The following is a 24,056-nucleotide window of genomic DNA, read 5'->3' on the forward strand; positions in this document are numbered from 1 at the left end:
TGCATTGCTCATTTCCTCTTCCAATCAACCGCAGAATATTACAAATTATTTTTGTCAAAAGCACCAACTATTTTTGACCACATTACCTATAAATAAAAATCCCCGACAAAAAACTGCCGGAGAAAGTTAAAATATATATAATTTGATTGGTCTTTGAAATCAGCAGGTTCTATACTGCTGCTTTATGATAAGAGTTCTTGAAAATTTGATTGGTATCTTTACCAAAAAGGCACGAGAATATATTCTGAAATTCATGAATATATTTACATCTGATATTGTTACCATAAATTTTCAGTCCTTCTACAATCTTCTTTGAACTCAGGTCAATGTCATATTTAATGAATGCTTCAGGTCTTTCATAACGAATCTGATGAGTAGATGCATAAGTTTTGGCAAAACCAAATTTTTCCAGCCAGTCTTCTGTAATTCTGATTGGATTGATCTGCTCGGCAGGAAGTGAAACTGTGTGATTTTCGTTCTCAATTCTAACAAAATAATCATTATTATTCTGAAAAATTTCTGCAATAGTAAAAATCTCGTTATTGTACTCAACCAGATTTTTAATTTTTAAATCTGTAACTTTCATAATATTTTGGTGTGTGGCGTTAATATTCATACTTCAACAGTATTTACAAATACTATGCCCGACATCAGAATTTATGCATTTTAAGTCACATTTTTTTTAATATTTTTCTAATTAGTTGAAAATTAAGCGAAAATTTTTCTTAATATTAATTCGAAACGGCTTTTTTATATGTTTCTAAAGTGCGTTCTCTTGCTGTTTTATGGTCAACGATAGGAGAGATGTTCATATCTTTTTCCGACAGCCAGGTTTTAATGTATTTTTGATCTTTATCAAACTTTTTTGTTTGTTCGTAAGGATTAAAAATTCTGAAATAAGGAGCTGCATCGCATCCGCATCCTGCTGCCCATTGCCAGTTTCCGTTGTTGGAAGAAAGCTCGTAATCTAAAAGTTTTTCTGCAAAATAGGCTTCACCCCATCGCCAGTCGATAAGAAGATGCTTGGTAAGAAAACTTGCGGTAATCATACGGACACGGTTATGCATAAATCCTGTTTCATTGAGCTGCCTCATTCCCGCATCTACAATCGGGTATCCTGTTTTACCTTCGCACCAGCGTTTAAATTCGTTTTCATCATTTCTCCATTCAATATTTTCATATTTTTCTTTAAAGCATTTTTTAGTGACTTTAGGAAAATGATAAAGAATCTGCATGAAAAATTCTCTCCAGATTAATTCATTCAGCCATATTTCATTATGTTTAGTAGCATAATTTACGCATTCTCTCACCGAAATTGTTCCGAAACGAAGTGCAATTCCCAGTCTTGTTGTATCATCTAATGCCGGAAAATCTCTGTTTTTATCGTAAGATTCTAATTTTTTCTCATCTAATAGAGGCTTTACAAATCTGTAATCTGTTTTTTTAAATCCGATATCTTCTAAATCCGGTACTTCTTTAAATTCCTGCGTCTGGAAGTTTTTAAAATTGGCAGAAGATATTTTTATTTCGTTTTTTTTCAGAAGAATTTTCCATTTTTTTGAATATGGAGTATAAACTGTATAGGGTAGACCATCATCTTTTACTACCTCATCTTTCTCAAAAATTACCTGATCTTTATAATCTTTGAAATCAATATTATTTTCCTTTAAATATTCCGAAATTTCGTGATCTCTTTTTCTGGCATAAGGTTCATAGTCACGGTTGCAGAAAACGGTTTCGACATCAAATTCACTGATGATTTTTTTGAAAATTTCCAAGGGTTTTCCGTGATACACTTTTAAATTACTGTGATGTTCTTTCAGTTGTTTATTTATCAGATCCAGAGACTGGTGAATGTAATCAAGCCTTTTATCCTCTTTATTGGTCAGCTTATCCAAAATTTCTGTATCAAAAATAAAAACCGGAACTACTTTCCGGTTGGAGTTTAATGCTTCATTTAATCCCGTATTGTCATCAAGACGAAGATCTCTCCTGAACCAAAATATATTAATCCTGCTCATTTTTTTTAAACTTATAAAAGAAAAACAAATTCCATAAAATCATTTCATATCCGTACACTGTATCTTCAACAGGAATGGTAAGCATTCTGAATCCTATAAAATCACCAGAATTATAATTTACGATAGGAGACTCTAATCCGGTTCCGGTAAGTATTCCGTTAACTGCAAAAAAACCAGGCATCAGAATAAGGTAGACGAAAGATGCTTTGCCAATCCATCTGGCTTTCAAAACAAAATAAAGAATCAATAAGCTTGCTGCTGTTGTAGTAAATGTAACGAGTGTATAAATCCTGTCTTTAAATAAATAAGCAATGATAAAACATACAACTGCCGAAACAATGACAAATATTTTTTCAATACTTACATTCCAGTCAAGTTTAAAAAATTTATCCAGACAATGATACGTAAATACACATGAAAAAGGAATACAGATAAAAAACAGCAGTTCTTCCAGCGGTAATCCGAAAAGTCTTATGCCGATGAGATACCGGTCATTAAACCACCATACTCCATTGGCTGTAAACCAGACATCCCATGCTATGAAAACCGAAGCAACAAGAACTGAAGCCATTATAAATGCCTTAAAATGTCTGTTAAATTTTATCTTTGGATGAAAAGAAAAAATGAAACAGATAATAATGGTAAAAAAATTAATTGCTAAGTAAGTGTACTGCCACATTTAAGCTTTGCTTTTATTGAAAAACATTTTAAAATATTTTACCGGAACCCATAGAAATCCAAAGCACTCTCCATGTTCTTTTCCGGTATGCTTATGGTGCTGCTTATGTCCTCTTCTTATAGCGAGGAGGTAAGGATTTTTTGTATTTTTAAGAATCTTGAAACGCTGATGAATAAAGATGTCATGTACAAAAAAATAAGCCATTCCGTAAAGGGTAATTCCTATAGCGATATAGAAAAGGGCGTTGAAATTGTTGATCGTTCCGTAATACATCATGGCAATGGTTGGTACTGCAAAAATCACGAAAAAATAGTCGTTTCTTTCCATTTTTCCTTCATTGCTGTGATCATGATGATCGCGGTGAAGTGACCACAGAAAACCGTGCATCACGTATTTATGAACCAGCCACGTAATTCCTTCCATGACAAAAAAAGTAGTAATAACAATCAGGAAATTCATGCTTTATTATTCTGTTTTTGGTTAAACATTTCCTCTAAGACTTTGGTGCGGTAATCAAAAATATGCTCAAGTTTCTTTTTCACAAAAAGACCGTGAGCAATCTCTCCTAAAAATCCCAAAGGTAATTCATAATCTACAGTATCTTTCATCAAAACGCCATTTTCATTCTCAATAAAATCATGGCGGTGATTCCAAAGTTTGTAAGGACCTTTCTTCTGAAAATCAGTAAAGCTCTTCTGAAAATCTACTTCGGTGATTTCTGTCTGCCAAGACATTTTGATGTTCAGCATTGGTGATACGAAATAATCAATGATCATTCCTTTGTAGATATTATCATCAGAAAGTTGGGTACGTACAATAAAGTTCATTTCTTTCGGAGTGATTTTAGAAAGATTGTTAGCAGACGAGAAAAAACGCCATGCTTCATCTATTGTACAGTTAAGTTGCTGTTCGCGGTAGAGTTGATGAATCATTTTTAACTTTTTAAAATTTGGATGATCATGTCTTTCAGAAAAGGATTGCTTATATTGTCTATATTCCTCGAAAGCAGATTTTTATCATCCTTAAGGTTGTTTTTATATCCCAGAAATGCAGGGCTTTCTTTCTGAACCGAATATCTTATGAAAATGGTTTCCAGATGATCAGGTTCCTGTTGTAATGCTTTTTCTATGTTTTTTTTAGCTTTATTAAAAGAATTCAGTTTTTCAAAAGGATTGCTCGTATGTTTTGCCCATACTGCCTGAAATGCACCGAAATAAGCAAGTTCAATTCCCGTATTATTTTTTTTCTCAAACTGAAAGATCATTTCTTTACAAACTTTTTTATCCTCAACCGCTTTCTGATAGTTTTTTCTGATCAGATCAAGATTTTGGGCATAAGCAAAAGTAGTCAGAGAAAAAACAACTGCAGATATAAATTTTTTCATACGTAGATCTTTTGTTATTTTAAGTTATATACAACCTAACATAATGGCTCAGTATGTCTAATTGTTTTCTTACTTGTTTTTGTTTTCTCATTTATTTGTTTAAAACAAAGACATTTTATATTGCACATAGCTGCTCATCATCAAAGAAAACTTTCTTCCGTTGGAAATTCTTATTCTTTGGTTAATAATTTTATGGGCAGAAGTTCTTTTAATTTTTCTGAATAATGAAATGTAATAGCGGTACGCAAGATAAACTCCAAATCTTGATGAAGGCGGAAGTTTTTTGATTCCTTCCAGTGCTTCTTTAAATTCAGCATAAATTTCCTGCTCAATCTGAGCTTTCACGATATTGTCAAAATAAGAAATATCAACATTCGGGAAATAGCATCTTCCCAAAACCTGATAATCATCCTTCATATCCCGAAGAAAATTTACTTTCTGAAAAGCAGAACCAAGCTTCATTGCAGAAGGTTTGAGCATCGCAAAAAGTTCTTTATCACCGTTCACGAAAATATGAAGACACATTAATCCGACTACTTCAGCAGATCCCAGAATATATTCCTTGTAAAGATCTGAATCATAATCAATTTTCTGAAGATCCATTTCCATACTTTTCAGAAATTGATTGATAAGCTGCCTGTCAATATCATATCGGTGAATAGTCTCCTGAAAACACTGTAAAATAGGATTGAGAGAAATTTTTTCTTCCAGAGCCTGATTGGTCTGCTCACGGAATCTGGCGAGAAGAGTAGCGCGGTCGTAGTCGTGAAAACTGTCAACAATTTCATCAGCCAGTCTTACGTAACCGTAGATAGCATAAATGGAATTTCTGATTTGAGGAGACAGCGCTAAAATTCCAAGTGAAAAACTTGTACTGTACTGTTGGGTGGTCTGCTTGCTGATCTTGTAAGAAAGTTCGTCGAAAAGTTTTTTCATAATTCTATAGTTTATTTGGAAGCTTCTGTTGCGGCAATTTTTCCTGAAATAATGGATGGCGGTACGCCCGGTCCCGGAACAGTAAGCTGACCTGTGTAAAAGAGATTTTTTATTTTTTTGTTTCTTAATGAAGGTTTTAGTACTGCGGTTTGATTCAGCGTATTTGCCAAACCGTAGGCGTTTCCTTCATATGCGTTGTAATCTTCCATAAAATTTTTAATGGAATAGCTCTTTTTATAAGCAATCTTATCAAGAAGACCTGAAGTTTTCGTATGTTTTTCAAGTCTTTCAATCATTTCTTTAAAATATCTTTCTCTTATTTCCTCGCTGTCATTAATTCCTGTTGCGATCGGCATCAATAGGAAAACATTCTCACCGTTTTCAGGTGCTACGCTTTTATCGGTCTTAGAAGGACAGCAAGCATAAAAAAGAGGTTTTGTAGGCCATTTTTTATCGGTATAAATTTCTGTTGTATGCAGATCCAGATCATTTTCAAAAAACAATGTATGATGCTTAAGGTTTGGTATTTTTTCTTTAAAACCAAGATAGTATATAAGGCAGGAAGGTGCAAATGTTTTATTCTTCCAATAACTTTCGGTGTAATTTTTATATTCTTTCGGAATTAAATTTTCTTCTGTATGATGATAATCTGATGATGCAATTACTGTATCAAAACTGATTTCTTTTCCATTGATCGTTACAGACTGAGCTTTAGAATTGCTTACGTTGATTTTTTCTACGTTTGAATTAAGATGAATATGCACGCCCTGTTCAATGCATACTTCAGACATTGCTTCTATTACTTTATAAAATCCACCCATCGGATACCATGTTCCGAGTTTGTAGCCTCCATAGTTCATCAGGCTGTAGAGTGCGGGAATATCTTTAGGAGCAGCACCCAGAAAAATTACCGGAAATTCCATGAGCATGATCAATTTAGGATGCTTAAAATATTTTCTAACAAAACGGTGGAAGTTAGAAAGCAGATCAAGTTTCAAAGCACTTTTGGCAATTTTCGGAGATACAAATTCCATCCATGAATGACAAGGTTTTGTAACAAAATCCTTCATGCCTACTTCATATTTATACTGTGCATCATTCATAAACTCATCAAGTTTTTTACCTGCACCTTGTTCTGTATCTTCAAAAAGATTTCTCATTTCCGAATAAGATTGAGGCAATGACATATTTCCGTCCTCAAAAACCATTTCAAACTGCGGATCCAAAGATACCAGCTCATAGTAATCTGATGTTTTTCTGTCAAAATCTTTGAAGAAGTTTTCGATAATATCGGGCATCCAGTACCAGCTTGGTCCCATGTCAAAAACATAGCCATTGTCGGTAGAAAATTGCCTGGCTCTTCCTCCGAGACTGCTGTTTTTCTCAAAAACATGAACTTCATGACCGTTTTTAGCTGCATAAGCCGCTGCTGAAAGTCCTGAAAATCCTGAACCGATAATTGCTGTTTTTTTAATCATATTAATTATTATTGAATGAATATTCTGAGAATATGGTATCTAATAGATTTTTTGTGTCAATATTTCTGCCAAAAATTTCATTATGATAATGATCAAGCTTATTTAGAAGCTTTATAAGTTCAAATTTTTCAGCTTCAGTAAGATTTCCACTCACAATTTTTGTAGCCTTGCGTATTTTATCCATTTGTTTTTCCAGTGCAGCAATACCTTTTGGAGTAATACTGATTAATTTGGAACGTTTGTCATCAGGTGAATTTTTCTGCTCAACCCATTGCTGTTTGATAAGTCTGTTGATCGTAAGGATACCAACTGGTTTTTCGTGAATGTTTCTTCTGATCAGCTCTGTTTTAGACATTTCACCGAATGATCTGAGATTGATGAGATAAATAAATTCTTCCTGTGTTGAAAAATCTGAATCAGCGATAGCTGACTTTGAATAAGTTTTAGCATATCTGTTGAGGTGCACAAGTAAGGTGCTGATCACACTTTCTGAGCTTCTCCCGTTTTCTTTTCCTACCCATGCTACAGATTGATGAGTTGTTTTTTTCTGATGATTATCAAAAATCCAATTTTTAAAGCCATCAATGTCATTAGTATAGTGATGGTTTTTATTTTCGGAATCAAACTCTTCCAGCAAATGGATAATATCTTTAGTCAAATCGTAATTCATTTGTAGTATAAAAGTATACAAATATACTAAAATTAGTATATAAAGTATATTTATATACTTTATTTTTTTTCATTTTTTATTTGTTGCATAATTTATATAATCGTTGTAGTTTTGCTGCGAGTTATAGGTTTTTCAGATCAAATCAGCTTCATTTATTATGAAGCTCAATATTAATTATTTAATAATGATCAAAAAACCATTACACACTTTTCATATTCCTGTTATGGGATTGGCTTACACTATAGACAGTCCTATTCGCGTTGCCCAATACGGTATATCTTCTGTTGTTTCAATCATTGATGATGAAATTGTTGAGAAAATGAAAAACTTCTACAACAGAAAATTTAATTTGTCTTACCCGGAAATATCTTCTAAAACAGAGGATTACCGAGCCAGAAGAATAACAGATTACCTGAATCTGATGGATGAGATAATCAGTAGAAAATTTGAAACATTAAAAGAAGATGTTTCTAAAAGCAAGGAGTCTTTACAACAGTTTATGTCTTTAATTCCGCAATATTCAGATTTGAAAAAAGGATTGGCAGAATTTCTGAATCAGGGAGATTTTCTGAGTTCACATATTAAAAATTTCCTTGAAGAAAATTTTTCTCCCGGAAATATTGATGTGAATATCATGACGAAAGTTGATAAAGACAATTATAAAAATAACGAACAGCTCCCTGTGATTTTTAACGATGCCCACGCTTCGCTGCGGGGTTTTGCAAAAAGCAGGCTGTCATCATCTCTTGTGCTTTCAGCAGGTATGAATCCAAGATTGTACAGTTACATAGAAGAGTTTGATGATTTTTATCCTGACAGAAATAATTTCATTAAAAAGAAAATTATTCTTAAAGTGAGTGATTTCCGCTCAGCAATGATTCAGGGCAATTTTCTGGCAAAAAAGGGATTATGGGTCTCAGAATACAGAATAGAGTCCGGTCTTAATTGTGGAGGTCACGCTTTTGCAACAGATGGTTTACTTTTGGGACCAATTCTGGAAGAATTTAAAACCAAGAAATTAGAATTGGTTTCTTCTGCTCATTCTCTGATGATAAAAGCGCTAGAACAGAAAGGCAGATATGTACCTTCTGAACCGCTTGACTTACAGATAACTGTACAAGGCGGTGTAGGAACAGCTGAAGAACATCAGTTTTTATTGGATAATTATGAAGTCAGCAGTGTAGGGTGGGGTTCTCCGTTTCTACTTGTGCCTGAAGCAACCTGTGTAGATCAGGAAACCAGAAATCTTTTGGCAGAATCTAAAGAAGAAGATTATTATCTTAGTAATATTTCTCCTTTAGGAGTTCCTTTTAATACGGTAAAAGGTACTTCAAATGAGCTGATAAAAAGACGGAAAGAAGCTAAAGATAAATTTGGCAGTTCTTGTCCTAAAAAGTTACTTGCTTTAAGCAAAGAATATTCTCCGCAAGGGATTTGTACTGCGTCAAAAAAATATCAGGATATCAAGATCAGCGAACTTGAATCTCAGAAAGAAACTTTAAGCAACCAACAGTTTTCAAACAAAAAAATGGAAATTACAGAAAAAGCCTGCCTTTGCGTAGGACTTGTGAATTCTGCTTATATAGATAATGATATAGAAATAAAAGGGGAAAAGCAGGGTGTGGTCATTTGTCCTGGACCCAATTTGGCTTATTTTGACAGAGAGCTTAAGCTTGCTGAAATGGTACAGCATATTTATGGAGCCGAAAATGTAATTTCGGATAAAAACCGTCCGAATGTTTTCATCAATGAGCTCAAAATGTATATCAGACATCTGGAAAAAGAAATGGCTGATTCTCCGGAACCTACAGTCTCACAAAAAAAGAAATGGAAAACATTTAAAACAAATATTCTGGAAGGAATCACCTATTATAAAATACTTTTTCAGAAAACATCATTCTTTTTAAATGATCGTCAAAAAATAATGAGCCAGCTGAATATTTTTGAAAATGAATTTCTGGTCTTAACTTCGAACTTATAATGTATAACAAATAAAAGCTGTGTTTATATAAATGCAGCTTTATTTTTATAAAGAAATTACAAATCGCTCAATCTTTTCCCAATATCACCGGTAAATCTGCTGTTTTTGGGTTCGCCTATTATCTGACTTTGGTAAATGCTGTTTTTCCCTGAAAAAAGATAAGATACAGTACAGGCAATAGCAGCATATACTCCGTACTCTATTCCAAACAATTCTATCGCCATGATTGTGCATGCAATTGGGGTATTGGTTGCTCCGGAAAACACCGCTACAAATCCCATTCCTGCCAAAAGTGCTAAAGGTAAAGGAATCATAAAGGCTAAAGCATTTCCCAGAGCAGCACCTATAAAAAATAGGGGAGTAACTTCGCCACCTTTAAATCCTGCAGCTAAAGTAATAATGGTAAAGATCATTTTGACTGCAAAATCATATGTCAGAAGCTGTTGATCAAAAGATTGCACAATGGTTGGAATTCCTAATCCGATATATTTTGTTGTACCTGTCAGAAAAACTGCCGAAGCTACAATAATTCCCCCGACAAAAGGTCTTAAAGGTGCATATGGTATCTTAGATTTAAAAAATAGGCTTGTTCTGTGAAGGCTTTTACTGAAAATAGCTGCACAGATTCCAAACAAAATACCTGCTAAAACTGCATAAAGAATATTGAGAAAATTTATTTCCGGAACAAAATTAATGTGGTAATGAGTATGATGGGCTTTCCAGAGCTTCGTGACCAGATCTGCAATCACCGATGCTGCGATGGCAGGAAACAGAGAGTTGTATTTTATCCTTCCGATGAGGAAAACTTCAAGTCCGAAAATTGCTCCCGCCAATGGCGTTCCGAATACCGAGCCAAATCCTGCTGAAATGGAAGCTATGATCAAAATTTTTCTTTCATCTTTTGTCAATCTGAAAGGTTTTGAAAACTGATCAGCAATAGCAGCTGCCATTTGAAGAGCAGTTCCTTCACGACCTGCAGAGCCTCCGAAAAGATGAGTTATTATGGTTCCGATATAAACGAATGGAGCCATTTTAAAAGGAATGGTTTTACCAGATTGATGAAGATTGTCAATCAGCAGATTATTTCCCTTTTCTACGTCTTTGCCGTAATAATGATACAGTAAACCCACCAAAAAACCGCCTAAAGGTAAAAGGAAAATAATCCATTGATTGTTTTCACGAAAATTTGTTGCCCATTCTAATGATTTTAAGAAAAATGCGGAAGCGCTGCCGATTAAAATACCTGTTACGAGGCTTATAAACAGCCATTTTAATATAAAAATCGACGAGGGATATTTTCTGAAAAAAATATTAAAATGAATTTTTAAAATTCTGAAAAGTGTCTTGTTAATTTTAGTCATATAGTTCCTGATTAAATGTTAAACATTCAATTAATCAGGCGCCATCAGCTTCGAAAAGCGGTTGGTCAAGGAAGACACCATTTCCTTATAATCAACAAAATTAAAATAAATTTTTAGAAGAACAAAAATATATTTTTGATAGGATTAAATTTTTTTCTCGTCGGCTGTTGTGAATTATTTCAGATAGAATTTCCCTCTAATATTATGTTAAAACCATTTTTATAAAGAATTCGTATATAAGTGATAAACAAAATCAATTCTCATATTTGAGATGTACGTTTGTTATGTTAAAAAAAATAGTTAATTTAGAACCCAAATTGAAAACGATGCCTAGAAAAGTTGTACAAGGTCCTATCAGGGACAAAGAAAAAACAAAGCAGAAACTGCTGAATGCGGTTGGTAAAATTCTGAAAACAAAAGGTTATTCAGGGTTGATGGTTAGTAAAATTGCTGCTGTTGCAGGTTTTGACAAAAAACTTATTTATGAGTATTTTGGCAGCACAGACAAGTTAATTGATGAGTATATTAAATCTCAGGATTACTGGAGCCGATTAGATCAGAAAGAAATGGATGTTGATTTTTCAGACGGAGGTAAGGAAATGTCTAAAATGGCATTGATCAACCAATTTGAAGGTTTGAAAAAGAACAAAGAACTTCAGAAGATTATCGTGTGGGAATTATCTGAAAGCAGACCCGCTCTGAGAAAAATCTTTGAAAAGAGAGAAGAGGTAGGAGAGGAAATGTTTAAGAATATTACCGATCCGCATTTCGGTGATCAGGCAGAAGATTTCCGTGCAATTGCTGCACTTTTGGTTGGCGGTATTTACCATCTTAATTTGTACAGCGCTTATAACGGAACTACATTCTGTGGCTTGGATCTGAAGTCTGAAGAAGGCAGAAGCAGAATTCAGAAAGCCATTACAGATATTATAGATTTTGCATATCAGAGAAAATAATTTATTGCTATAGACTTTACATTTATTTTTGAGTATTAATATAAAATTTGAATTTTTTATACTTTCAGATTAAAACTATATTTCTTACTTTTGACCAATGGAAAATTTTATCGTATCTGCAAGAAAGTACCGTCCGCAACAGTTTGATACCGTAGTTGGGCAATCTCATATTACAGATACTTTAGAGCATGCTATTGAAGAAAATCAACTCGCACAGGCTCTGCTTTTCTGCGGACCGAGAGGTGTCGGAAAAACAACCTGTGCAAGGATTTTAGCAAGAAAAATAAACGAAAAAGACGGTTCTGTTTCTGAGGATGGTTTTGCTTACAATATCTATGAACTGGATGCCGCATCCAATAACTCGGTAGATGATATTCGTGAACTTATCGATCAGGTGCGTTTTGCACCGCAGGTTGGGCAATATAAAGTGTATATTATTGATGAGGTTCATATGCTGTCTTCTGCCGCATTCAATGCTTTTTTAAAGACGCTGGAAGAGCCTCCTGCGCATGCTATTTTTATTTTAGCAACTACAGAGAAGCATAAGATTATTCCGACCATATTATCCAGATGTCAGATTTATGATTTTAAAAGAATTACCATTCTTGATATTCAGGATCACCTAAGGAAAATTGCGGAAAAAGAAAACATCAAGTACGAAGATGATGCTTTGTATCTTATTGCGCAGAAAGCAGATGGTGCACTTCGTGATGCACTGTCAATTTTTGACAGACTTTCTACTTTTTCCCAAAAAAATATTACTTTGGCAAAAGCTGCGGAAGTACTTAATATTTTGGATTATGATCAGTATCTTAATATTGCTGATCTGGCAAAAGAAGGCAAGATTCCTGAAGTTTTGGCTGCCTTTAATGAAATTGTAAAGAGAGGTTTTGATCCACACTTATTTATTGCCGGTCTTGGAAATCATTTCCGTGATTTGATGATGGCACAAAATGCTTCTACGATAGATTTAATCGAAGTAGGAGAGCAGACTAAACTTAAGTTTGTAGAACAGGCAAAAAACTGGAGTCCTCAAAATCTTATTGACGGAATCGAGATCTGTAATCACGCTGATATTAATTATAAAAATTCTAAAAATCCGAGATTGACAGTAGAAATTGCCTTGATGCAGCTGTCATCAATTTCTGCGGGATTAGATGCAAAAAAAAAAAGTTTATAATATTATCGCCGTTTCTTGACGAAAAACAGGAAGTTGTTCTAAAACCTGCAGCAATACAGGAAATTAAAAAAGAAGAAAAAGCTCCTATTGATCATCCTGACGAAAAAAAGGTTGCAGAAATTAAAAAGGTATCGAAACCCTTATCAAAAACCACTATTTCATCAGGTTTTAGTATCAATTCATTTCTTAATAAAGAAGAGAAAACCGAAAGCACAGAAGTTACAGATCATACAGTTTCAGAAAAGCTTCCGGAAAATCATTTTACTGAAACAGATCTTCAGAATGAATGGACGACGCTTCTGAAGAATTTAAGGTTGAAAGATCCTGTAGTTTTTAATGCTATTAAAGCTTTTAAGCTAACTAAAATAGAGGAAAAAGTTATTCTGATTTCTTATCCTTCTGATTCTGCTAAAAATGAGTTTGATAAAATAAGTATTGAATTTTTTAACCATTTTAAGCATAAGGTTAATAACCATTCTATTGATTTTCAGTTTAAAAAAGACCATGAAAATTTAAAGATTGAAGTAGTTACCAAAAAGAAAATTTTTGAAAAATTTGTGGAAATGAATCCGCTTCTGAAAGATCTTGATGATTTAATGAAGTTTGATTTGTCATAAATTGATATATTTGTATAAGATTTATCAAATTTTAGATACCATTCAGTTGAAACTTACTAGAGTTTTTTATTATTATTCAGATCATTCTGCTTATTGGCGGGATGGTAATCTCTTTTTTGCAGACACATATTGCCGCAAAAATAGTAATGGTTATTGTTATCAATAAACATTTTTCCTGAAAGATATAGAAATATCTTTTTACACATTAATCTTGATTTTTTTACATTAATAACATACGTATCTACTATTGATACGCTTACAGTTTTAAATAAATACTAATTGAATGAACTTAGGAGAGTTAAAAAACAGTTGGATAGAGCAGTTTCAGCAGCCACTCATCATTGCAGGACCCTGCAGTGCCGAAAGTGAGCAGCAAATGCTGGAAACAGCAAAAAGAATAAAAGAAAATAATACCAATGTCCCGATTTTTAGAGCCGGAATATGGAAACCCAGAACAAAACCAAACGGATTTGAAGGGGTAGGAGTAATTGGGCTCAATTGGCTAAAAAAAGTAAAAGAAGAATTCGGATTTCTTACGGCAACAGAAGTTGCCAATGCACATCACGTAGATGCAGCCATTAAAGCTGATGTTGATATACTCTGGATTGGAGCCAGATCAACAGTAAATCCTTTTACTGTGCAAGAAATTGCTGAAGCTTTGAAAGGAACAGAAAAGATTGTTTTGGTCAAAAATCCTGTGAATCCTGATTTGGCATTATGGATTGGTGCATTAGAAAGACTTTTAGGACAAAATATCATGAATCTTGGAGCCATTCACCGTGGATTTTCTACTTATCAGAAAACAAAGTACAGGAATAATCCCAACTGGCAGATTGCTTTGGATTTTAAAAGTCAGTTCCCAAATATTCCATTGATTGTCGACCCTTCACATATTTGTGGAAACCGCACCGGATTGGCTGGAATTACTCAGGAAGCATTTAATATGGGGTATCAGGGTGCGATGATCGAAAGTCACTGCAATCCGGACGAAGCATGGAGTGATGCAGCTCAGCAGATTACTCCTGAAGTTTTAGGCGGAATGATTTCTGACTTGAAACTCAGAAATCCGGATCTGACTGGTTTTGAAGAAGAAATGGACAGACACAGAACCTTAATTTCTGATCTGGATTTTCAGGTTATTGAGCTGATTTCTCAAAGAATGAAAATTTCTGAAAAGATTGGAAAACTCAAAAAAGAAAATGATATTGCGATATTTCAGCCGGACAGATGGAAGATTATCAATGAATATGCTGTTCAGAAAGCTTCCGAGACGGGTTTGTCTAAAGAATTTATTGAAAAAATATTCAAAGCCATCCACGAAGAGTCTATTGATGTGCAGAATAATATTATGATAGACAGAAAATAAGGACAATCTCATCAATAGGTTATTTTCCCGAATTGTCTATATTTGTAGTTATAATATATGAAAGGTAAAGTCATAAAATCTACGGGAAGCTGGTATCAGGTTTTGGAAACAGAATCAGGTAAAATTTTTGAAGCAAGAATTCGTGGAAAATTTAAACTGATTAAAACCAGGCTTACCAATCCTCTGGCTGTAGGTGATTTTGTTGAGTTTCAGCTGGAACAGGACGATATTGCTTGGATTACCAAAATAGAACCCCGTAGAAATTATCTGATCAGAAAATCAGTCAATCTCTCTAAAGAAGCTCATATAATTGCTTCTAATATAGATTTGGCGTGTTTTATATTTACATTAAAATTTCCTGAAACATCGCTGGGCTTTTTAGACAGATTTCTAGCATGTTGTGAGGCTTACAATATTACTCCGCTTATTTTATTCAATAAAATGGATGTTTTAAATGATGATGAGCAGGAACTGGTAAAAGATATTGAATTTCTGTATCAGGAAATAGGATATGAAACATTGGAAATTTCATCTTATTCCCAACTGAATCTTGATGATCTGACAGAAATTTTAAAAGATAAGATATCGGTATTTTTCGGTCATTCCGGATGTGGAAAATCTACCTTGGTGAATGCTTTGCAACCGGGGCTTAATCTTAAAACTTCTGAAATTTCAGATACGCATCTAAAAGGAAAGCATACAACTACTTTTGCACAAATGCATTTTTGGGATTTCGGCGGAAATGTAATTGATACTCCCGGAGTGCGCGAATTTGCTATGATTGATATTGAAAAAGAAGAGGTGCAGCATTATTTTCCGGAAATTTTCAGAAAAAGAGAAGAATGCAAATATCACAACTGTCTTCACATTAATGAACCCAAATGTGCGGTAATAGAAAGCCTGGAGAGCGGAGAAATTCAGCACTCAAGATATTCTACCTATCTAAAATTAATGGAAGAAGCGGAAGATCTTCCTTATAAATAGTATTTAATTTTATTAATCCGGAAAACAATTATTAGTTTAATTAATAATGTAATCAATTTTTGCTAATCATTACTGAATTATGTATTTTCGCAATAGTTTTATGAGAAAAATAATATTCATATCGCTTTTGAGTTTCATTGGCTGCAAAAGAAATAATCCGGTACATCCACCTGTTGGCGGAGTTTTGAGTCAGAAAGATCTTGATGTATCAAAAAACCGTTCCAAAAATCTTAATACAATAGAGAGAGAACAGATTAATGATTGGATTAAAGATCAAAAAACTGATTATTTTCCCACACAGCTTAATTACTGGACTGATGTTCCGGGTTTTGATAAAAGAGAAAGAAGACAGGATGAAACTTTGATTTCTTATTCTTATGATCTGTATGATTTTGATCAGACCAAAATTTATGATAAGCCAATCAGTAGAAATAATGCAAGATTTGGTCATTTTGATGAACTTAAAGCTGTGGAAAATGCGCTAAGATACATGAAAGAAGGAGAAGAAATTACGCTTTTGGTTCCGTCTTCACTTGCGTATGGAACTTATGGTGATGAAAATAAAATTGATAACGACATTCCTTTAATTATAAAATTAAAAGTTCTTTAAATGAAATTTTCAAACAAAAATATAATCTTTGCAGCGGCAGGCATTTCGCTTCTGAGCTGTACTCCAATTTATAAAAAAATGAACGTAGACAAAGAAACTTACGCTGGTCTTAATGACGGACTATACGCTAATCTTCAGACAACGAAAGGTAATATGATCGTAAAGTTTGAGGATAAAAAATCACCGGTAACTGTAGCCAATTTTATTGGTCTTGCAGAAGGTAAAATAGATAATAAAGCAAAAGCTAAAGGAGTTCCTTTTTATGACGGAACGATTTTCCACAGAGTAATCAAGGATTTTATGATTCAGGGAGGTGATCCTAAAGGAACGGGTATGGGTGATCCTGGTTACAGATTTGACGACGAAAAAAACGATCTGAAGCATACAGGCAAAGGAATTCTTTCAATGGCAAACTCGGGACCGAATACCAATGGGTCTCAGTTTTTTATTACTGAAGTGGCAACACCTTGGTTAGACGGCAGACATACAATTTTTGGTAAAATAGTAAAAGGAGAGGAGGTGATTGATGCAATTGCCAATGTGGAAAAAGGTGCACAGGATAAGCCTAAAACCGATATAGTGCTTGAAAAAGTTTCTGTTTTCGGAAAAGGTGACGAATATAAAAATTATGATGCTGCAAAAATTTTCAATGAAGGAAAGGAAAAAATAGCAGCTAATAATAAAGCTATGGAAGAAAAAGCTGAAGCTGAGGCTAAGAAAGCATTAGAAGATCTTAAAGCAGGAATGCAGGTAACTGAATCTGGTCTTTATTATAAAATTACCAAAAAAACAGAAGGTAAAACTCCTAAAGCCGGAGATAATGTTCAGGTACATTATGCAGGAAAACTGACAAATGGGACTGAATTTGATTCTTCATTTAAAAGAAACGAACCATTGGAATTTCCTGTAGGAATGGGAAGAGTGATCAAAGGATGGGACGAAGGGATTCTATTATTAAAAGAAGGTGAAACTGCTACTTTACTGATTCCGCCGGCAATGGCTTATGGTGAAAGAGGAGCAGGAGGAGTAATCCCGCCAAATGCATGGTTGATTTTTGATGTGGAATTGGTGAAAGTTCCTTAATCACGATTATAAAAATAAATTCAGAAGCCGTTTCGTTTGAGACGGCTTTTTTTTACTGAAATTGTTCTTTCGACCAATATCAGAATGACACCTTTTTTATGTACATTTGAAGCAACTTTAAATTTAAAAAATGAAAAATAAAATATTCACATTCGTTTTAGTCCTGATATTTGCATTTTCTTTCGGACAGAATGATGATCAGGCAATACGAAAATCTGTAGTTTATTTTGCCAATACGATTAAATATAAACAGCTAGATAAAACAATAGACTGTATTTATCCCAAATATTTTACTGTAGTTCCCAAAGAACAGATGACTCAGCTTCTCAATATGACTTACAACAATCCTTTTGTAAAAGTTGATGTAAAAGATATGAAGTTTGCTTCAGTAGGAAAACCTGAGTTGGTGGACGGAGAATATTTTTCTTTGGTAAGCTATTTTTTAAAATTGAGAGCAGACGTAAGTTCCATGAATGATGACATGAAAAAAAATATCAATCAGATGCTTTCATCGAAGTATGGCAAAGATAATATACAGTATATAGCAAAGGAAGGTGCATATATCATCAATGCACCTATGTCCGTTTATGCTGTTTCTAAAGACAGAAAAAACTGGAAAGTTGTATTAGCCGAAAAAGAATTCAAATCTCAGCTGACAAAAGTTTTGCCTAAAAAAATTCTTGATAAGATTTAAACTATTTTTCGATAAGAAATTTTCTTACCACCTTTCCATCTTCCGAATTTACTGTACAAAGATAAGCTCCGTTAACTAATTTTGAAACGTTAATGTTTTTTTCGTTTTCGTGGGACGAAATAAGCTTTCCTGTCATATCATTGATTTCAATGCTGAAATTTCCGAGTTCTTCAGGAATTTCTACGTGAAGAATATCTTTGGCAGGATTAGGATAGATTTTAATTGATTCAAGCTTATTTTCCGCAACTTCATTGGTTGACAGAATAGAAGACGCTACTGCAAAATGCTGTAAAGCACCAACAGCAGCTTTCCCAACATTGAATACATATACAGGATCTACGTTTGCAAAAGTATCATTTACGGTATGCTCATTATTGCTTCTTACCGTTTCATAAAAACCGGTAATGATATCCCCTTTATTTTCAAAAGGAATATAATCCGAAGCAAAAGCATTAGATAATATAGTCTGCAGCGGAGAATACAATGCTGTACATGCAGCGAGCTGCTGAGTCATGGCTAGAGAAGGCGCGTTGTTGGCTGTTTGTCCGCTCTGGTCGCTTTCGCAGGTAATTGTATTGTTGTTATTTCCAATTTTTCCTCCTACCTGATCAATATTAAAAACAACTTTAAGATTAAGCTGTCTTACATTATTTTGGAAAACAACATTATTTACATAATGCGTGCTTCCGATTAAGCCCTGTTCTTCTCCGGAAAAGTGAATAAATTTTACCGAATATTCTGTTGGTACATCTTTCAGAATTCTTGCTGCTTCCAGAAGAATTGAAGTTCCGCTTCCATTATCACTCACACCGGGACCCGTAATGGTATCATAATGTCCGCAGATAATGACGTAGATGTTGGGATAAACAGTTCCTGTTTTAGTAACCACCAGATTTTTGGAGGTTGTGCTTCCGAAAGTAAAGGTATCTTCTGTAATCTGGCTTGCATTATATCCGTAAGATTGATATTTTGCCTTAAGCCAGTTCAGAGTATTAGTATTGGCGACAGAACCTGTAGTTTTTATTCCCAGATTGGCAAACTCCTGAAGAAGAGTTGTTACGTTGGTTTGGGTAACCTGGTTGGCTCTTGTCTGGTAAGCCTGTATAAAACTTTGTGCATTAAGGCTGCAAGCCGCTATCGAAAGAAACAGAAAACCGGTTATTTTTTTCACTTTGTATGATAATCTTTAATATTACACAAATGTAAATAATAAAAAAATCCCAAGCAAAAAACTCGGGATTTATATTGATAACAAAAAATTTTACATTATTTTACTTGATCTACAACTGCTTTGAAAGCTTCAGGGTGATTCATTGCTAAATCAGCTAAAACTTTTCTGTTAAGCTCAATGTTGTTCTTTTTAAGAGCTCCCATAAACTGAGAGTAAGACATTCCGTGCTCTCTTGCACCTGCGTTGATACGCATGATCCAAAGTGCTCTGAAGTTTCTCTTTTTCTCTTTTCTTCCACGGTAAGCATATTGCATTGCTTTTTGTACCGCGTTTTTAGCAACAGTCCAAACGTTCTTTCTTCTACCGAAAAAACCTTTAGCTTGTTTCATTATTTTTTTTCTGCGAGCTCTAGAAGCTACGGCATTTACTGATCTTGGCATAATTTAAATTGTTTTTTTGAAAAGGGCGGAACTAAAGTAAATGATGAATGATCATTGATATGAGATTTCTCTACAATTCACATACTCCAGACTTTATTCTCTTAGATGCACCGTTTCAGGGTTAAATGTTGAATTTTTTTAATTCTTATAAACCGGATAATGATTTATAAAAACTACTTAATGGCTAATTGACGTTGAACACTTTTCTCATCCACTTTAGCTACATAAGAAGTAGTAGTAAGATTTCTCTTCTGCTTTGTTTCTTTTTTAGTTAAAATGTGGCTTTTGTAAGCGTTTTTTCTTTTGATTTTACCAGTTCCGGTAAGAGCAAAACGTTTCTTAGCACCTGATTTCGTTTTTAATTTTGGCATTGTTTGCTTTTTTATGTTTTGTTATCAATATATTTTAATGTATCAAAGAATCAATTTACCAGTTCACCAATATTGTTACATTGATACATTGTTAAATTGCTACATTGATTTTGGGCGTGTCCCTTACTCGCTCATTCCGCTGCGCTGCATTCGCTCATTCGGGTCGGGCTATCCATTACAAGTCCTCGCTCTGCGGCATTTCCACCGCTTGCTGCGGGCTTTCCATTACTATCCCTCACGCAATAATTGCGTCTGCAAAATTACGAAAAATAATAATACGAAAAGAGACTTTCATAGAAAATCTCTTTTTAGTATGATAAATCATCGGTATCTGAATGTTGCAGATGATTACTGTAAATTTATTTAGCCGGTTTCTTAGGGCTCATCATCATGATCATTCTCTTTCCTTCAAGTTTAGGAAGCTGATCTACTTTTCCTACATGCTCCAGTTCCTGAGCAAGCTTCAGGAGTAAAATTTCTCCCTGATCTTTAAAGATGATAGAACGCCCTTTGAAAAACACATAAGTTTTCAATTTGGAACCTTCTTCTAAAAATTTTTCGGCGTGCTTTTTCTTAAACTCATAATCGTGATCGTCTGTCTGAGGACCGAAACGGATCTCTTTTACTACCACTTTTACTTGCTTAGCCTTTAGCTCTTTTTGTTTTTTCTTTTGCTCGTACAAAAACTTTTTATAGTCAAGTACTCTGGCAATAAAAGGCTCTGCCTTATCTGAAATGACAACCAGATCCAGCTCCTGATCTTTGGCAATCTGTCTTGCCTTATCAATAGGATATACACCCGGTTCTACGTTGTCTCCCACCAAACGAAGTTCTCTTACACGGATCTTATCGTTAATCATGTGAGCGTCCTCCTGTTGTGGACGTCTTTGTGGGCCTCTGTTGTTAAATCTTTGTGCTATTGTATTAAATTTTATTGGTTAATCTTTACTTATTGCGACCAGCTGATATTTTAGCTGATCTTATTGATTTCCGGGAATTGTTATCTTCAATTATCCGGCAAATTCAAATCCTGTTTGTGAAGCTTCTTTAAAGTAATTTACAAAATCATTAATGCTCATTACTCCCAAATCACCTTCGCCACGTCTTCGTACAGAAATTGTGCCATCCTTTTCTTCATTTTCGCCTACTACAAGCATAAAAGGAATCTTTTTCAACTCTGCATCACGGATCTTTTTACCCGTTTTTTCGTTTCTTTCGTCAATTAATCCGCTAATATCGTGATTTTCTAAAAGTTGTGAAACTTTTTTTGAATAATCTACATATTTTTCACTGATCGGAAGGATGATAAACTGATCCGGAGCCAGCCACAATGGGAAATCTCCGGCTGTATTTTCCAGTAAAATCGCAATGAAGCGTTCCATAGAGCCAAATGGTGCTCTGTGAATCATTATCGGTCTATGTTTCTCATTATCATTTCCAATATACGTAAGGTCAAATCTTTCCGGTAAATTGTAATCTACCTGAATTGTTCCTAACTGCCATTTTCTTCCCAAAGCATCTTTCACCATAAAATCCAGTTTTGGGCCGTAGAATGCAGCTTCACCATATTCGGTAATGGTATTTAAACCTTTTTCTGTTGCAGCAGTTACGATTGCATTCTCTGCTTTTTCCCAGTTTTCATCTGATCCGATATATTTTTGTTTATTTTCGGGATCTCTCAATGAAATCTGAGCCGTAAAATCAGCAAAACCTAATGAACCGAAAACATAAAGAACCAAATCAATAGTTTTCTTAAATTCATCCATTAACTGATCCGGAGTACAGAATAAATGCGCATCATCCTGGGTAAAACCACGAACTCTGGTTAAGCCGTGAAGCTCGCCACTTTGCTCGTATCTGTAAACCGTACCAAATTCTGCATATCGCTTTGGCAGATCTTTATAGCTCCATTGAGAAGTTTTATAAATTTCACAGTGATGCGGGCAGTTCATAGGCTTCAGCATAAACTCTTCACCTTCATTCGGAGTTTTAATTGGCTGGAAGCTGTCTGCACCATATTTATCCCAGTGTCCTGAAGTAACATATAATTGTTTTGCTCCGATGTGGGGAGACATTACAAATTCGTATCCTGCTTTTTTCTGAGCTACTGAAAGGAAATTTTCTAATTTTTTTCTTAAAGCAGTTCCTTTAGGCAGCCACAATGGCAAACCTTGTCCCACTTTTTCAGAGAAGGCAAAAATCCCTAATTCCTTACCTAATTTTCTGTGATCTCTTCTTTTTGCTTCTTCAAGTCTTTCAAGATATTCTGTAAGATCTTTTTGTTTCGGAAAAGAAATACCGTACACTCTTGTAAGCTGAGGATTGTTCTCATTTCCTCTCCAGTATGCTCCTGCTGCGTTGAGAACTTTGAAAGCCTTTACAATTCCTGTATTCGGAATATGACCTCCACGGCAAAGATCTGTGAAGTTATCATGGGTTACAAAAGTGATTTCTCCATCATTAAGATTAGAGATCAATTCAACTTTATACGGATTATCGGCATACGTTTTTAAAGCCTCTTCTTTAGAAACCGGATATAAAGAGAATGTTGATCCTTTTTTAGCATTTTCCAAAACTTTCTTTTCGATTTTCTCGAAATCTTTTTCAGATAAGCTTTCGTCGCCAAAATCTACATCATAGTAAAATCCGTTTTCGATGGCAGGACCGATCGTTAACTTAGCATTTGGATAAAACTCAAGGATAGCCTGCGCCAAAAGGTGGGCTGAAGAATGCCAGAAGGCCTTCTTTCCAAGATCATCATTCCATGTCAGAAGCTGCAACGTAGAATCTGTGGTTATAGGTGTGGTTGTCTCTACTTGTGTACCGTTTACAACTGCGGAAATGGTATTTCTAGCCAATCCCTCGCTAATAGATTTTGCCACATCTAAAGGAGTAACTTCTCCTTCAAATTCTCGGACGCTTTGGTCTGGAAGTGTAATTTTTATCATTGTTTTACTAAGAAATTTTAAGATGCAAAAATACGTTTTTTTTTATAATTCAATATTATATTTATACTATATTTGAATATGAAAACACATACTTTCCTGCTAAAAAACCTATATTTTTACCATGACAAAAAGAAATATTGACCTTCACTGCGACTTATTGGTATATCTGATGAATCCTGATTCTAAGATTGATGACGGAGAAATCGGCTGTTCGCTTCCGTTTTTGAAAGAAGGAAATGTAAAGCTTCAGGTGATGGCGATTTTCAGTCCGACTTTAAAGGGAAGTACACAATTTGGAAAGCAACAAAGCCAGATTTTCTCTGATCTTATACAAACAGAAAATTTCTATTTATTTAATACGTTAGAAGATTTAGAAAATCATTCAGAAACAGGCATTATTGCTGCTATTGAAAATGCATCTGGATTCTGTGAGGAGGATGAAAAACTTGAACAGGGTTTCAGGAATTTAGAAAAAATTATTGAAAAGACTCAAAAGCTGCTGTATATCGGAATGACCCATCACACCGAGAACCGCTTCGGTGGTGGTAATTTTTCTGAAGCCGGACTTAAACAGGATGGGAAAATTTTGCTGGATTATCTTTCAGATAAAAATATTGTTGTTGATCTTGCTCATACTAGCGATGCGCTGGCTTTCGGTATCCTGAACTATATTGATCAGAGAAATTACAAGATTCCTGTTTTTACCAGTCATTCTAATTTTAGAAAAATCTGCAATCATAAGAGAAATCTTCCTGATGAACTGGTAAAAGAAATTATCAGCAGAAAAGGTCTTATCGGAATTAATTTCGTAAAAGATTTTGTGGGAAATGACAACCCCGAAAATCTTTACAGACACATCCGGTACGGCATCGAAAATGGAGCAGAAGATTATCTTGCATACGGCGGAGATTTCTTTTATGATAAAAACCATCCCGACAAGTCACGTTATCCGTTTTTCTTTGAAGAATACTGTAACTCGACAGCATATAATTCTATTAATAAAAGACTTTCGGAACATTTTTCAGTTGAAATAATGGAGAAAATAAGTCATCAGAATGCAGAGAATTTTTTGAGAAATTTAGGCTATTAAACATTCTGTCTTTAAGGTGATTTTGACCATATAAAA

Annotated in this window: 25 protein-coding genes and 1 riboswitch; of the genes, 10 read left to right on the forward strand and 15 right to left on the reverse strand. The window is 34.5% G+C overall.

The annotated features are described in order from the left end of the window. Nucleotides 1-169: 169 nt before the first annotated feature. The 9 genes from FNE73_RS15270 to FNE73_RS15310 all read right to left on the reverse strand — a co-directional run bounded on the left by FNE73_RS15270 (nucleotide 170) and on the right by FNE73_RS15310 (nucleotide 7,168). Nucleotides 170-586, reverse strand: coding sequence for a hypothetical protein (locus FNE73_RS15270; protein ID WP_143885427.1), 417 nt, complete (start codon nucleotides 584-586; stop codon nucleotides 170-172). Between the two features lie 145 nt (nucleotides 587-731). Continuing rightward, the gene (locus FNE73_RS15275; protein WP_143885428.1) at nucleotides 732-2,021 is read right to left on the reverse strand and encodes a cryptochrome/photolyase family protein; all 1,290 of its coding nucleotides are present in this window, start codon (nucleotides 2,019-2,021) and stop codon (nucleotides 732-734) included. Continuing rightward, nucleotides 2,008-2,700: a lycopene cyclase domain-containing protein gene (locus FNE73_RS15280; RefSeq protein WP_143885429.1), complete on the reverse strand. Its 693-nt coding sequence runs from the start codon at nucleotides 2,698-2,700 to the stop codon at nucleotides 2,008-2,010. Before FNE73_RS15280 ends, FNE73_RS15275 begins: the two co-directional genes overlap by 14 nt. Beyond that, on the reverse strand, nucleotides 2,701-3,159 hold the full coding sequence (locus FNE73_RS15285) for a sterol desaturase family protein (protein WP_143885430.1): 459 nt from the start codon (nucleotides 3,157-3,159) through the stop codon (nucleotides 2,701-2,703). Continuing rightward, nucleotides 3,156-3,632 carry an SRPBCC family protein gene (locus FNE73_RS15290; RefSeq protein ID WP_143885431.1) on the reverse strand — a complete coding sequence of 159 codons (477 nt, stop codon included), beginning with the start codon at nucleotides 3,630-3,632 and terminating at the stop codon, nucleotides 3,156-3,158. Before FNE73_RS15290 ends, FNE73_RS15285 begins: the two co-directional genes overlap by 4 nt. A gap of 2 nt (nucleotides 3,633-3,634) precedes the next feature. Beyond that, entirely contained in the window at nucleotides 3,635-4,084 is a 450-nt protein-coding gene (locus tag FNE73_RS15295; RefSeq protein ID WP_143885432.1) for a hypothetical protein, read from the reverse strand. 99 nt (nucleotides 4,085-4,183) lie between these two features. Continuing rightward, a complete protein-coding gene (locus FNE73_RS15300; protein WP_143885433.1) occupies nucleotides 4,184-5,020 on the reverse strand; it encodes a phytoene/squalene synthase family protein in 837 nt (278 codons plus the stop codon). Between the two features lie 11 nt (nucleotides 5,021-5,031). Further along, nucleotides 5,032-6,498 (reverse strand): phytoene desaturase family protein, encoded by a 1,467-nt coding sequence (locus FNE73_RS15305; protein WP_185147363.1) that lies wholly within the window; start codon nucleotides 6,496-6,498, stop codon nucleotides 5,032-5,034. A 1-nt stretch (nucleotide 6,499) separates the two neighbouring features. Further along, nucleotides 6,500-7,168, reverse strand: a complete 669-nt coding sequence (locus FNE73_RS15310) for a MarR family winged helix-turn-helix transcriptional regulator (RefSeq protein ID WP_143885434.1) — start codon at nucleotides 7,166-7,168, stop codon at nucleotides 6,500-6,502. A gap of 184 nt (nucleotides 7,169-7,352) precedes the next feature. Here FNE73_RS15310 and FNE73_RS15315 point away from each other — a divergent pair, with 184 nt between their 5' ends. Beyond that, nucleotides 7,353-9,149 (forward strand): hypothetical protein, encoded by a 1,797-nt coding sequence (locus FNE73_RS15315; RefSeq protein WP_143885435.1) that lies wholly within the window; start codon nucleotides 7,353-7,355, stop codon nucleotides 9,147-9,149. A 56-nt stretch (nucleotides 9,150-9,205) separates the two neighbouring features. On the opposite strand, the gene FNE73_RS15320 is transcribed toward FNE73_RS15315, so the two are convergent. Further along, a complete protein-coding gene (locus FNE73_RS15320) occupies nucleotides 9,206-10,510 on the reverse strand; it encodes a voltage-gated chloride channel family protein (protein WP_143885436.1) in 1,305 nt (434 codons plus the stop codon). A gap of 28 nt (nucleotides 10,511-10,538) precedes the next feature. Further along, nucleotides 10,539-10,604: riboswitch (Fluoride riboswitch) on the reverse strand. A gap of 232 nt (nucleotides 10,605-10,836) precedes the next feature. Between FNE73_RS15320 and FNE73_RS15325 the strand changes: the two genes are divergently transcribed. From FNE73_RS15325 to FNE73_RS15360, 8 genes are all read left to right on the forward strand, one after another. Further along, on the forward strand, nucleotides 10,837-11,466 hold the full coding sequence (locus tag FNE73_RS15325) for a TetR/AcrR family transcriptional regulator (protein ID WP_089744845.1): 630 nt from the start codon (nucleotides 10,837-10,839) through the stop codon (nucleotides 11,464-11,466). Between the two features lie 97 nt (nucleotides 11,467-11,563). Next, nucleotides 11,564-12,646 carry a DNA polymerase III subunit gamma/tau gene (gene dnaX, locus FNE73_RS15330; RefSeq protein WP_143885437.1) on the forward strand — a complete coding sequence of 361 codons (1,083 nt, stop codon included), beginning with the start codon at nucleotides 11,564-11,566 and terminating at the stop codon, nucleotides 12,644-12,646. A gap of 314 nt (nucleotides 12,647-12,960) precedes the next feature. Further along, entirely contained in the window at nucleotides 12,961-13,263 is a 303-nt protein-coding gene (locus tag FNE73_RS15335; protein ID WP_228430162.1) for a hypothetical protein, read from the forward strand. 283 nt (nucleotides 13,264-13,546) lie between these two features. After that, nucleotides 13,547-14,629, forward strand: a complete 1,083-nt coding sequence (locus tag FNE73_RS15340) for a chorismate mutase (protein ID WP_143885439.1) — start codon at nucleotides 13,547-13,549, stop codon at nucleotides 14,627-14,629. A gap of 57 nt (nucleotides 14,630-14,686) precedes the next feature. After that, nucleotides 14,687-15,613, forward strand: a complete 927-nt coding sequence (gene rsgA, locus FNE73_RS15345) for a ribosome small subunit-dependent GTPase A (protein WP_143885440.1) — start codon at nucleotides 14,687-14,689, stop codon at nucleotides 15,611-15,613. Between the two features lie 100 nt (nucleotides 15,614-15,713). Beyond that, entirely contained in the window at nucleotides 15,714-16,223 is a 510-nt protein-coding gene (locus FNE73_RS15350) for an FKBP-type peptidyl-prolyl cis-trans isomerase (protein WP_143885441.1), read from the forward strand. 78 nt (nucleotides 16,224-16,301) lie between these two features. Beyond that, nucleotides 16,302-17,306 carry a peptidylprolyl isomerase gene (locus FNE73_RS15355; protein WP_143885508.1) on the forward strand — a complete coding sequence of 335 codons (1,005 nt, stop codon included), beginning with the start codon at nucleotides 16,302-16,304 and terminating at the stop codon, nucleotides 17,304-17,306. Between the two features lie 130 nt (nucleotides 17,307-17,436). Continuing rightward, nucleotides 17,437-18,000, forward strand: a complete 564-nt coding sequence (locus tag FNE73_RS15360; protein ID WP_143885442.1) for a hypothetical protein — start codon at nucleotides 17,437-17,439, stop codon at nucleotides 17,998-18,000. Nucleotide 18,001: 1 nt separating this feature from the next. Here FNE73_RS15360 and FNE73_RS15365 read toward each other — a convergent pair whose 3' ends face one another. The 5 genes from FNE73_RS15365 to thrS all read right to left on the reverse strand — a co-directional run bounded on the left by FNE73_RS15365 (nucleotide 18,002) and on the right by thrS (nucleotide 22,930). Beyond that, on the reverse strand, nucleotides 18,002-19,171 hold the full coding sequence (locus tag FNE73_RS15365; RefSeq protein ID WP_143885443.1) for a M28 family peptidase: 1,170 nt from the start codon (nucleotides 19,169-19,171) through the stop codon (nucleotides 18,002-18,004). 95 nt (nucleotides 19,172-19,266) lie between these two features. After that, complete coding sequence (gene rplT / locus FNE73_RS15370) at nucleotides 19,267-19,611, reverse strand: 50S ribosomal protein L20 (protein WP_143885444.1); 345 nt, start codon at nucleotides 19,609-19,611, stop codon at nucleotides 19,267-19,269. A gap of 173 nt (nucleotides 19,612-19,784) precedes the next feature. Beyond that, entirely contained in the window at nucleotides 19,785-19,982 is a 198-nt protein-coding gene (rpmI, locus tag FNE73_RS15375; RefSeq protein WP_034676300.1) for a 50S ribosomal protein L35, read from the reverse strand. A gap of 359 nt (nucleotides 19,983-20,341) precedes the next feature. Next, a complete protein-coding gene (infC, locus tag FNE73_RS15380; protein ID WP_130913502.1) occupies nucleotides 20,342-20,842 on the reverse strand; it encodes a translation initiation factor IF-3 in 501 nt (166 codons plus the stop codon). A 150-nt stretch (nucleotides 20,843-20,992) separates the two neighbouring features. Next, a complete protein-coding gene (thrS, locus tag FNE73_RS15385) occupies nucleotides 20,993-22,930 on the reverse strand; it encodes a threonine--tRNA ligase (RefSeq protein ID WP_143885445.1) in 1,938 nt (645 codons plus the stop codon). A gap of 121 nt (nucleotides 22,931-23,051) precedes the next feature. On the opposite strand from thrS, the gene FNE73_RS15390 reads away from it, so the two are divergent. Further along, nucleotides 23,052-24,020, forward strand: coding sequence for a dipeptidase (locus tag FNE73_RS15390; RefSeq protein WP_143885446.1), 969 nt, complete (start codon nucleotides 23,052-23,054; stop codon nucleotides 24,018-24,020). Nucleotides 24,021-24,056 lie beyond the last annotated feature (36 nt).

This window comes from Chryseobacterium binzhouense (assembly GCF_007474545.1).
In the GTDB taxonomy this organism is placed as follows: Bacteria; Bacteroidota; Bacteroidia; order Flavobacteriales; family Weeksellaceae; genus Chryseobacterium; species Chryseobacterium binzhouense.